The organism is Emergencia sp. (assembly GCF_048465375.1).
Classification (GTDB): domain Bacteria; phylum Bacillota; class Clostridia; order Peptostreptococcales; family Anaerovoracaceae; genus Senimuribacter.
Genome location: NZ_DBFWLQ010000020.1, coordinates 118,161 through 129,806, shown reverse-complemented (window position 1 = coordinate 129,806; position 11,646 = coordinate 118,161). Strand labels below are relative to the sequence as shown.

Below are 11,646 nucleotides of genomic sequence, written 5' to 3'. Positions count from 1 at the left end.
AAAAAAGTTTTTAAGCAAGTGTTTGCAACGGTTCCAGGACTAAAATCGTCGAATCATCCTGGTAATTGATATATAAACGGCTGTATTCCAATGGGTACGAGGTTTTTTCAAAAGACATGTTTTTTGTTCGTTTTAGCAAAAATTCGATAAGATTCGACAAATAGGGATTCATTTTGATGTGAAAAACTCCTTGCCATATGGGGATGGTTCCTATAAAATTATAAACGTGTCCGAATGAGGATACGCCGCCCGGCCTGGTGAAATACAGGAGACTCGGAGCTTCGCGTCGCAACAAATAGACGAAAACTAAACTGAAGGAGACATAACCTTTATGATTTTACTGACAGCAGAAAATATAAAGAAGAGTTATACAGAAAAGCCGTTACTTACGAGCATCGATTTGACTATCAATGACAGCGATAAGATCGGACTGATTGGTGTCAATGGCAGCGGCAAGTCCACCCTGCTGAAAATCATCGCAGGCGCTATAGAGGCTGAAGGCGGCACCATAACTAAGGGAAAAGAGCTGCGCAGGGCTTACCTGCCACAAAATCCGGATTTTGATGAAGCTCTCAGTGTCATGGATCAGGCGGTCTTATATCTGGAAGCAATCAGTCCTCACTTTGAAATTTATCAGTGCCAGACCATGCTGACCAAACTGGGTATCAGCGATTTTGATCAGAAGATGGGAGAACTTTCGGGAGGACAGCGAAAGCGTGTTGCTATGGCGGCGGTATTGACTGCGGAGAGCAACCTTTTGATCCTGGACGAACCTACCAACCATATGGACAACGACATCATCAGCTGGCTTGAGGATTTTCTGATTCAGTATCGCGGAGCTGTCTTTATGATCACCCATGACCGCTACTTTCTGGACAGAGTGACAAACCGCATTGTGGAAATAGACGGCGGTCGTCTTCACAGTTATGATGGCAATTACGACTACTATCTGCAGACCAAAGGGGCTCGCAAGGAGATGGAATTAGCCAGTGAACGAAAGCGGCAGGCCATCTATAAAAAAGAGCTGGCTTGGATCAGGCGCGGTGCGCAGGCCAGGACGACAAAGGCAAAGGGGAGGATTCAGCGATTTAACGAACTGGCGGATAGCAAGCTGGTCATCGATGACTCTGTTTTGGAGCTGAATACCATATCCAGCAGGCTGGGAAAGAAAATTATCGAGATGGAGAATCTATCAAAAACCTACGGCGGCAAGGTTTTGATGAAAGACTTCAGTTACACCCTTTTGCGGAGTGACCGCATCGGCATCATCGGACCCAATGGATGCGGAAAATCCACCTTGCTGAACATCATTATGGGCCAGGTACAGCCAGACAGCGGCGCAGTTGAGAAAGGGGAAACCGTAAAAATCGGATATTTCTCCCAGGAAAATCAAGCGTTGGATGACGGCTCGCGAGTGATCAAATACATTGCGGATATATCAGACAATATCAAAACCTCCGAGGGGAGTTTCTCCGCGTCACAGATGCTGGAACGGTTTTTATTCCCGCCCGCCATGCATTCGGTGGAAATCGGCAGATTGTCAGGCGGAGAAAAGCGCAGGCTGTACCTTCTCAGCATTCTTATGACTGCGCCTAACGTGTTGATATTAGACGAACCGACCAATGATTTAGACATAGAGACACTGACCATATTAGAAGACTATTTGGACAGTTTTAACGGTGCGGTGATTGCCGTATCCCACGACCGGTATTTTCTCGATCGAGTTACAAGGAAGACCTTTGCTTTCCTAGGCGGCGGATGCATCAAGGAATATAACGGCGGCTACAGCGATTATGATTCCAAGCGGCAGGAAGAACTGGCTCAGGAAAAAGAAGTGCAGCGGTCAAAGGAGAAGCGGCCGAGTACAGAAAAGACAAGAACATTGCAAAAACCTCAGAAACCAAAATTTTCCTATAAAGAGCAGAGGGAATATGAGACCATAGATGAAGAGATTGCCAATTTGGAAGCGTCTCTTGCAGAGATAGAGACAGAGATGCTGAAAAATGCGACAGACTTTCCGAAGCTGGCCAAGCTGACGGAAGAGAAGGCGCATCTGGACGCACAGCTGACTGAGATGATGGAGCGCTGGGAGTACTTGTCTGAACTGGCGGAGAAGATTGCTAACTATAAGAACTAGAGATTTTTACAGTACAGACTTGCCGGAACGTTCTAAACGGGATTCTAAGTGACAAGGAGAAAACGGTTTACAATGAACCGTAAAAGTGTACAATATAAATGATGGGATTTATAGTCAAAATGATATTTGGAGGTAACGTATAGATGGCAGATATTAAATACGAGATTGTAGAAGAATTAGGCGTATTATCAGAGAACGCCAGAGGCTGGCGCAAGGAACTGAATCTTGTCAGCTGGAATGGGGCACAGCCCAAATATGATCTGAGAGATTGGGCGCCGGAGCACGAGAAGATGGGAAAGGGTATCACCCTGACCCTTGCTGAAGTGAAAGAATTAAAAGGGCTTCTGGGCGGCATAGAATAGAGTGTGGGGGCAGTACCATGAATACAGACGAAGTAAGAATAATAGAAACCGGCAGATATATGGAACTAGTTCCACTGTTTAGAGAATCTGGACTTGAGATTCATATTGAGGGCGACGCACCGCCGGCCATGATTACTTGTTGGCGGGCAGAAGATGCGACGGGATCTCTCCTCGGCGGCATTTCTATCGAACACAAAGGCGGCGAATTTGTCATCGGAGACATTGCAGTCAGAGAAGAATCCAGAAAACATAAAATAGGGGCACTGCTGCTGAAAACTGCCATGGAAAGAATCGCTGACATGGAAGGAGAGCGCATTTATCTGGTGGCTAAGGCACCAAAGTTCTTTGAGAAGTTTGGATTTACTTATCTAACCCCGGAAGAGACGCCGAATATTTTTAACTGTAAGACATGTGATCAGCTGAACGTCAGCTGTCATCCGGAATTTATGACATATCATTATTAAAAGAGGAGAAATTTAAAAAATGGAAAAACTTTTATTTATCGACGCATGCATCAGTACCCATGCATCAAGGACGAAGCGGTTATGCACTACATATATTGATCAATTTATGAAGAAAAACCCGGAGGTTACTCTGGAAACCGTAGTTTTGCGTAAAGGGAAGGTAGAACCTTTGACCAAGGAACGGATTATTGAGCGCGACAACTATATCAAGAAAAAAGATTGGAATCAACCCATGTTTGATTTTGCTAAACAGTTTCAAGAGGCGGATTATGTCGTAGTGGGAACACCGTATTGGGACTTGTCCTTTGCGTCGATTTTGAAGGTATATATCGAAAACATCATGGTGGCGGATCTGACCTTTGAGGCTACCAATACCGGCTTTGTCGGGTTGTGTAAGGGTAAGCAAATGGTATACATCACCACGGCCGGCGGGTTTATCGGCGATAAGAACTTCGGCTACGACTACATGTGCGGCGTGGCAGACATGTTCGGCATTCCGGAGACGGAACTGATCAAAGCGGAAGCCTTAGACATCGAAGGTTTCGACGCAGAGAAGATCATGGAAAAGGCGATAGAAGAGGTAAAACAGAGATTCTAAGAAAAAAGGGGCTGTCGCATTAGATAAAAATCTAATGCGATCTGCCCCTTTTGCTATAGATGTGTAATTTATTGCGATGCAGGTAAATGCGTCATCTTTCATTGGGGACTTTTCCTGTACCCAAAATAGGGGCAGTACTCTTACTGTCCCTGTTTTAACTCTATATTTGAATTGTTAAATTATGCGGCTTTTCCTGTATCTTCTTTCAATTCATACAGATGCAGGTCCAGCCTGTCATCCTGTATCCTGCGGTGCAGCCACCCGAGGTTATGGGCCATTGCAAAAAGGATGCTTTCCGCATGCACGTTGTCCCTACCGCGGCACAGGAACCTCGTAAATGCGCTGTCGGCCTTGATATCGCCGAATGAGCCTTCCGCCTGGATGCTCCTGTTCATCCTGAGCTTCTTCCCTTCTTCGCTGTCTATCAGCTCATATTCCATCGCCCGCAGCCTTTCAAATTCCTTTGACACGGTAAGGCTCTTGTACCTCTCTTCAACCGGCTTCTTCCAGTTCTTCCCCGGCATGCACGCCTCCCTGTACGGACAGCCGCCACACCCGTCGCAGCGGTAATGGGTCTCCATGCGCAGATAGCCGCCTGCCGTCTTCCGGCCTTTCTCATACTGCCTCTTTATCTTTCTGCCGTTATGGCATATGTAGCAGTCCTCCTGTGCATCATAGGCCATATTGTCCCTGTGGCCTATCTGGGCGGCACGTTTCTTCGTGCCGCGCTGCTCATAATCCGCCGGTTTGATGTATGTCTCCATCTCCCTGTCTTCAAGGAATTTCAGGTTCTCCTCGCTCTCATACCCTGCGTCCGCCACGATCCTTTTGAACCTGAACGGGAGGCTTTCCTCCATCTGTGTGATGAACGGTTTCAGGGTGGGCATGTCCCCGGGGTTTTGGAAGATGCCGGTCATGACGATGAACCCTGAGTTCACCGCATGCTGCAGGTTGTATGCGGGCTTCAGCTGCCCGTTCATCATATGGTCGTCCTTCATATGCATGAAGGTGGCATCATTGTCCGTCTTGCTGTAGCTGTTACGCCTGCCGCATTTATGCAGCTTCCCTTCATACTCCTTCAGCTTTTCCAGGGCGGCCCGCAGGTCCTCGATGTCCTTCTGCAGCTGTGCCTTCCTGTGGCCGCGCCCGTGTACGAACTGCAACCCTTCCCCTTCCGCCATCGCTTTCAGTTTCTTCAGGAGCTTCTTCACGTGCTTCTTCTTCACCTCCCTGTGCCATAAGGGACCGAAGCCGTACCGTCCAATGATGTCGCCCACCAGCAGGGCCGTCTTCTGCAGGAACCTTGCCTGGTGCTTTGTCGTGGACTTCTTCCATACAAAGGTGTACCGGTTGGCGGACGCTTCGATCTTTGTGCCGTCGACATGCACCTCCGCGTCCGTGACCTGTCCCAGCCCGTAAAGGAACCCCGTCATCTGTGCCAGGAGCCCCTGTGCACATTTTGCGAAATGCTTCGTCCTGAACCTTGCGATGGACGCATGGTCGGGCGCCTTCCTTCCCTCCAGGAGGTACATGTAGTTGATGTCCCGCCTGCAGTTCTTCTCGATGGCCCTTGAGGAGATGTCCGTCCTTTCATGGCAGGCGTAGAGCATGACCTTCAGCATGGTCCCGGGAGACGCGTATTTCCCCGACGGTATCCTTTCATAGGTGCCGTAGAGGGCAGCCAGGTCCAATTCCTCCACAAACTGGCTGATGAGTCTCACGCAGTCATCTTCTGGTATGCATGCGTCAAGTTCCATTGGAATTTTCAGTTGATAGTTCCGCTCGTTCAGTGTATACTGTTTACGTAAGATATTGTGTTTTGTCATACAATTATTTTACCATAAAAGCCTGCGTTTCCAATGGATTCGCAGGCTTTTTAGTGGTTTTTGTATGTTTTTTGTATACGAAAAGGGGCCTCGTCACTAACGGATATATATCCGTTAGTGCGACAGCCCCTCAGCACAACGGCATAAAACATTCAGAAGACAATGTTTTGCGCCGTTTTCGGGTTGATGATGCAGCCCTTATGCAGTTATGGAAAATCGAATTTATTGTAAAGGCCTCTCTCGTTCCTGTACGAAGTCACCGTCAAAGGTGATTTCTAAAGCGGCATAGTTTATTTTTCTCCCTGTGAGACACACAACGTATTCATCATCTTTTTTTACATTATTTAATGAAATGGAAAAGGTATCTGACTGAACCTCCCCGTCCCAGGTACTGCTCCATAAGACTTCCTTTGTCTTGTTATTTTTTACTTCCAAAATCACGCTTTTGCCATCCAAACGCAAAGTTCCCTCAGCAATGAAAGTCTCCATATCATCTGATACAGAAAACAATTTTTCATTTACAAAGGGCTCGGTATCATCATAGCCTTGATCTAATTCCATTTTTATGGTTAATTCATTTCCGTCTGATAGGTCAGGTGTATTTGAGCAAGCTGTCAAACCAGCCATAATGACAAGCATTATAAATAGAACTGCTATCTTTTTCATTAAAATTACCTCCATATGCCTTTACATCGGTTTCAGATTCTGATTGAGGCGGTCAACCATCCACGCCAGGCGTTTTTCACGGCCGGCATCTGTTTTTGCGTCAAAATACGCCCGCGTATAGGTCTTTTTTACTGAAGGCGACATTTTCTGGAAATTCGTATAGGCGGGTTCATAGTCTTTTAGTATGTCCGTTAGAGAAGCAATCTGTTCTTCTGTTATCACTGAAGTTTTGGGTGCGTCCCACTGACCGTTTTTCTGAGCTTCTGCGATTTTCTCTCGGCCATAATCCGTCATGATACCCTGTTGCTCCAACTGCAAGGCAATTCCTTTATTTTTCTCTGACCACTTGCTGTTTTCCCTGCGTTGCGAAAAGTATTTCTTGTAGGTCTTGTCGTCGATGCTCTGCATCTGGCCGTCAATCCAGCCAAAACAGAGGGCCTCTTCGAGGGCCTCTTTCGCCTTGATGGTCTTCGGACCGCCCGCCTTGCCAAATAGAAGCCAGACGCCGTCGCTAGCCAGACAATTGCTGTTTAACCACTCTCTGAAGTCGTTTCTGTTAGCAAACTCTAATATTTCATTCATATAAACCTCCATCCTGATCTATCCGCATGGGACGGTCTCCCGCCTTTTTCGTCTTTCCTTTGCCCTAATTTTAATATCTGGCTGTCCTTTTGTCAAACCCCTTTGATTACTGGAAAGATGGGGAAGATAGTGATATAATTAATAATAGAAAATTGTTAATTATCTGTAAATTTAGGTAAGGAGGATACCATGGAGCAGTATTATCAGATGGCGCAGAAGATTGCGTCTGCCAGTCAAAGGGGGACTGGAACGATACGTCACAATTTGGCCAGGGATTTTGACTACGAATATATTACCTGGCGTTTGGGCGGGGAAGACCTGCTGAAGAAAAAGTACCATCAAGTGTACCAGATGCTGCAGGAAACCCGCGGTCAGGATTTGAAGATGGCGGAAAAGGGCGAATGCCCGATGAACGAGTGCGAAGCAGATGGCACGGGACTGACTGACGCCATGAACATCCGCACACTGAACTTTCATCCGCAAACCACACTTGAAAGCACTTCCTGTATGGATATGACGCGGGAAAATCCGTCGATTGTCATCATCGGCGACGTGTCAGACGTGGTCAGCAAAAAAAGCGTGGACGGTTTTGCCATAAACGATAACTACTCGTCTTATCTGACAGGCGGTATCAAAGTGCCGGCAGCCAGCCTGATCAGAGGACAGGAACGCCATTTTCTCGCTACATCCACCTTTTATTGGACGGAACAGGATGAAGAAGGAAAGCCTTTGCTGAGGAGCAAAACCGACGTGTCTGATGTGGTCAAGATCATCGGCGCCAGCAGTCTGGTCACGTCCATGACTGTGGAAGCGCCTATGCCGATGCGGCATATAGGAGGGCAAAAGACCACCATCTACTATAACCGAAAGGGAATCCTGGACGATTCTCTTTGGGATTACTACTATGAAAAAGTAGGGACGACGCCAGAGAACATCAGTGTCCATATGCCTTTTAAAGGCAACGCCACCTTTCTTGACGGTTTTACACCAAAACCGTATATCGACCGCAACGAGGATTTCTTCCTCTACATAGAAAATAAGAAGAACGGCGTAGCAAACTTTAATTTGTCTCAGATGAGCGCCATCAGTCTGCGTGTCAGCGGACAGACGATATCCTGGGAATTTCCCATAGACTGGAAAACCACCATCGCAAAGAAAGCACTGACCGGCGCACAGCAGCTGACATTCTACGCCCACGTGCACATCATGACGGAGAAGGGAATCAGTGTGCCCCTGACCATTCAGAGCGATGGAGTTACCCATGAGGATCCATCCTATGCAAAGATTCCGAAGATAGATATCCTGTGGGGCTGCTTCGCAAAGGATACGCACATTACTATGGCCGATGGCAGTGAAAAAATGGTCTGTGAGATCAGGCCGGGTGAGCAGGTCAGAACCCGTAATGGAAACTGTAAAGTGGAAGATCTGATTCAGGGGCCTGAGGAAAGGTTGGTTTTGATCAGGTCTGTCAAGGGAAATGTAATCCGTTTGACGGAAAATCATCCCCTGCTGACTACGGAGGGAATAAAAATGGCGAAGGACCTCACATGGGGCAGCATCCTGGAAATGGAATACGGCAGGGACGCCATCGAGGAACTTCATATGGTGGAATATCATGATACGGTCTACAGCCTGCTGCTTGCAGACGAAGAATTTTTGATCGCGGACGGCTATTTCGCTGGTGACTTCAAGGCACAGAACAGGGCCATGAAAGAGGCAGAGGCGGCAGCCAAAGAAGAGAAGAACAGGAAGCTCGCGCCTTTCCAGCAGGAACTGAACGAGTTGATCGCATCTCTCGCAGAAGAGAAAGGAGAACGCCATGAAAGAGAATATGGTGAAAGAAGCCTATAACGCGCTTAGCATCAGCAACAAAGAGTCCCTGGGAAACTATGTGAGTGTAAATATTGCCAATCTGGTTACGAGTCAGTACACCTTGGATGTATGGTTCTACTTAGTGGAGGGAAGCAGTGACATGATCAGCCAGGAGAACGGAATTCGCATCGGCATAGAAAACGAGATGTTCTATTTCTATCACCCTGCGGCAGGACAGAAGGCTGTGCGGCCACTGGGGCCTTTGCCGCGGAAAAAGCAGTGGAATAATCTGCTGGTCAGCTATAACGGCAGCAAGGTTTCCTTTGTGCTGAACGGCGTTCCGGCAGGAGAAGCCGACGCCAGCGGCGCAGTCCTGATAGAGAATGCGCCATTCCGGCTGGGCTACAGCTTTCACGGCTATATGCGCAGCTTCCGCTGCTGCAACTGCGTCCTTACAGCGGAGCAGTATAAAGATTACGTATATGAAACGGTTTATGACAGTGGGTCTATGACCAGCCTGCTGGCTTTCGTCGATTTCTCAAAGGAGGAAATGCCGGATATCAGCAACCACGGAGCTACGGTGTCTCCTCACGGTTCCTGCGGAGTCATGAACTTGGTGCCCGTCTATCTGCCGTCAAAGGGCAAGTTTGCATCGGTCACCCTCGGAGGTGAAATCAATCCAGGAGGATTTGAGAGCGGAGAATTTTCCGTCTATATCAAGCTTTATCTCAGACCTTCGCTGAAACAGACGCAGGTGGTCTTTTCAAACGGAGATATTGTTGAAACGGGATCAGTCAGTCTCCATTTAACAGATCAGAACGATAAGATACAGTTCAAACTGCAGCTGGGTTCAACAAGTATGTCCTTGGGGCCGCTTTTCGATGTCTTTCAGTGGGTAGACGTTCTCCTTACCTATGGCGGAGGCAAGGTAACTGCATTTTTTAACGGCACCCCGGTGACAGCGTCCCATTCCTTTGCTAAGAGACAGCAAAAAGGAGAATTCCGCCTGGGAAACGGCTTTGATTCGGCGAACCCTGACATGGACTTCACCTGTGAACAATACCTCTTTACAGCAGCTGTATTTGACAAGAAGCTGGGACAAGCCGATGCGGACAGCTTTTTGCAGAACCATCCTTACATCTTTGAGGACGGTCTGACCGCGTTGTTTTCCTTTTCTCCGGAGCCAGCCGAGCTGATGACGTGCCGCCAGATTCATCTAGACGAGGACGATGTAATCTTGGCACAGAGAACTCTGGACAGTCTGTCGGGAGAGCCATATGATTACCGCATCAATTGGACGGAGCCTGTCGTATCAGATATGGGAAAATGGAAGGCAGAATCCATCTGGGCAGGCTTGGCGGCCTATTATCAGTCTTGTGCAAATCTGACGCCGATGGTGAAGGAAAATCAAAAGCAGGCCGTCATCCACTCTATTGCAAGTGACACTGAGCTGCTGCAGACCTTTATTCCGGCATTAACCAGTGTCTCTCTGTCTGGAGAACTGTTTGCAAAGTGCCTTGCTGCGGAGCCGCAGAGAAAAATGGGCAGCTTGCTCAGAGCAGGAAGATTTTTGGGCACTGCCACCGCAGGAGCAGGAGGCGGAGCAGCTCTTGCGAGCGGTCTGAGCCTGACCGGCGGCGCTGCTGCCGGTCTTGCCGAAATCGGAAAGGATTTGTTGGTACTCAATGCTTTGACATCTTTTTTCTTGCTGACCTTGGATATGGCAATGAAAGCAATCAAAAATAAACGAAAGGACAAGCCAGACCATGACGATGACGACACGGATGTATCCCTGTCCATCACCAGCATGTCCTTCCAGCACAGTCCTGATAATTTCACGTCCAGTGCAGTTCGCTGCCGCACCTGTGATGGCAGCGTATCCCCGCCGGAGTGGACCAGCGCCAAGAGAGAAGGTGCAGAAGCCGTATACATCGCAGATAAACTGCAGACCGTAAAAGTGAAGGTGAAATTCATCATCACAGATAAATCAAAGACGCCGACTCCGCCATATGATGTATCAATTGAGGCATATGCTACAGACAGCAGCGCAGTCTTTCAAAAACTGGAGTATTCGGCAAATGGACTAGCGGCCGGAGTCGAATATGAGGGCGAATTTACCGTGACAAAGGGCAGCTTAGCATGCGGTGAACTTTCCTATCAAGATCTGGAACTGTGGTGGAATTATACGATTAACAGCAATATCAATACCCTGGCCAACACCAAGGCTCGCATCTACTTCCTTCCGACTACGCCGACAGAGCCGATTTATCTGGACCAGGAACACAAGGACCGCAGCGTACCCTTGGAATTGCTGCGGATTTTCTCGGAAAAACGGACGGTTCTCGAAGCTCGTGAAAATACAGATGTAGATCAGGTTACGGCGGCGAACTTGAAGACCTATACGGATCAGATCTACGACTGTGCAGCGTTTAAGTATAATCCCAGCGCCCATCCCTTTGTGACAGTCTGTGATGTGAAGGAGAATGCAGCGCCGTACACCTTGCGCGGTTATGTGGACCTTTTGGACCAAAACGCTATGCTGCGGGATATTGACCTCTATCGAAGAAATCCGGCCAGAGCTAAGACAGAGGCCAACTGTAACGTCTACGCCTGTATGCTCAGCTATAATTTCTCTCTTCACGGGATTTTTTCCACCGTCTGTATCATCACCGCGGATCAACCGATGGCAGCGCTGCAAACCAATGCCATTAAAGGAGCAGGGGCGGCCATAGCACAGGCGTTCCAATTCCGATATCACGCCATTGTCAAAGTACCGCCGCAGGCAGGTGTTACAGCACTGGTACACAACGCATATTACGATGCCTGCTGCCGGACGGCAGGCGGAGAAACCCTGGCCAATCTGACCTTCCGCAGTGATTTTACGAGCCCGCTGGTGCAGGCAGGAGAAGCGGCCACTTATCGCGGCAAAGTTTTCCAGCAGGGAACCTCTGCCGTAGAAGCGCGAAACATGCTGTGCGTGCCATATGGCATCATTGCACCGTAGGATGCAATTAGAAATGAAAACAAATAAATGAAAAAATATTTGTAATATAAAACAAAAAAATATTGACAACCGCATCTGCTGGTAGTAAGATACATGTAAAGCAAAATGAAATAGAAACCAAAGACATTGACGGAGACAGTAGATTTACGCCGAAAAGGTCAGAGCGAACCGGGGATGGTGAGAGCCCGGCACCGA

The 11,646-nt window shown here is 48.1% G+C and carries 9 protein-coding genes; 6 read left to right on the top strand and 3 right to left on the bottom strand.

The genetic code is table 11. The features are described from left to right. Nucleotides 1–331 precede the first annotated feature (331 nt). From ACMQ5W_RS13560 to ACMQ5W_RS13545, 4 genes are all read left to right on the top strand, one after another. Nucleotides 332–2,137: an ABC-F family ATP-binding cassette domain-containing protein gene (locus ACMQ5W_RS13560; RefSeq protein ID WP_419025628.1), complete on the top strand. Its 1,806-nt coding sequence runs from the start codon at nucleotides 332–334 to the stop codon at nucleotides 2,135–2,137. Between the two features lie 143 nt (nucleotides 2,138–2,280). Then, nucleotides 2,281–2,499 carry a YdbC family protein gene (locus ACMQ5W_RS13555; protein ID WP_148492430.1) on the top strand — a complete coding sequence of 73 codons (219 nt, stop codon included), beginning with the start codon at nucleotides 2,281–2,283 and terminating at the stop codon, nucleotides 2,497–2,499. 17 nt (nucleotides 2,500–2,516) lie between these two features. After that, the gene (locus tag ACMQ5W_RS13550; RefSeq protein WP_419025627.1) at nucleotides 2,517–2,963 is read left to right on the top strand and encodes a GNAT family N-acetyltransferase; all 447 of its coding nucleotides are present in this window, start codon (nucleotides 2,517–2,519) and stop codon (nucleotides 2,961–2,963) included. A 19-nt stretch (nucleotides 2,964–2,982) separates the two neighbouring features. Beyond that, nucleotides 2,983–3,561, top strand: coding sequence for an NAD(P)H-dependent oxidoreductase (locus ACMQ5W_RS13545; RefSeq protein WP_148492432.1), 579 nt, complete (start codon nucleotides 2,983–2,985; stop codon nucleotides 3,559–3,561). A 179-nt stretch (nucleotides 3,562–3,740) separates the two neighbouring features. Here ACMQ5W_RS13545 and ACMQ5W_RS13540 read toward each other — a convergent pair whose 3' ends face one another. From ACMQ5W_RS13540 to ACMQ5W_RS13530, 3 genes are all read right to left on the bottom strand, one after another. Beyond that, a complete protein-coding gene (locus ACMQ5W_RS13540) occupies nucleotides 3,741–5,387 on the bottom strand; it encodes an IS1182 family transposase (RefSeq protein ID WP_419025626.1) in 1,647 nt (548 codons plus the stop codon). Between the two features lie 222 nt (nucleotides 5,388–5,609). Further along, nucleotides 5,610–6,053 (bottom strand): DUF4624 family lipoprotein, encoded by a 444-nt coding sequence (locus ACMQ5W_RS13535; RefSeq protein WP_419025625.1) that lies wholly within the window; start codon nucleotides 6,051–6,053, stop codon nucleotides 5,610–5,612. A 21-nt stretch (nucleotides 6,054–6,074) separates the two neighbouring features. Continuing rightward, nucleotides 6,075–6,635 (bottom strand): YdeI/OmpD-associated family protein, encoded by a 561-nt coding sequence (locus tag ACMQ5W_RS13530; protein WP_419025624.1) that lies wholly within the window; start codon nucleotides 6,633–6,635, stop codon nucleotides 6,075–6,077. A gap of 189 nt (nucleotides 6,636–6,824) precedes the next feature. Here ACMQ5W_RS13530 and ACMQ5W_RS13525 point away from each other — a divergent pair, with 189 nt between their 5' ends. Together ACMQ5W_RS13525 and ACMQ5W_RS13520 are read left to right on the top strand one after the other, a co-directional pair. Next, on the top strand, nucleotides 6,825–8,486 hold the full coding sequence (locus tag ACMQ5W_RS13525; RefSeq protein ID WP_419025623.1) for a Hint domain-containing protein: 1,662 nt from the start codon (nucleotides 6,825–6,827) through the stop codon (nucleotides 8,484–8,486). Further along, nucleotides 8,455–11,451, top strand: a complete 2,997-nt coding sequence (locus tag ACMQ5W_RS13520; protein WP_419025622.1) for a LamG domain-containing protein — start codon at nucleotides 8,455–8,457, stop codon at nucleotides 11,449–11,451. Before ACMQ5W_RS13525 ends, ACMQ5W_RS13520 begins: the two co-directional genes overlap by 32 nt. Nucleotides 11,452–11,646 lie beyond the last annotated feature (195 nt).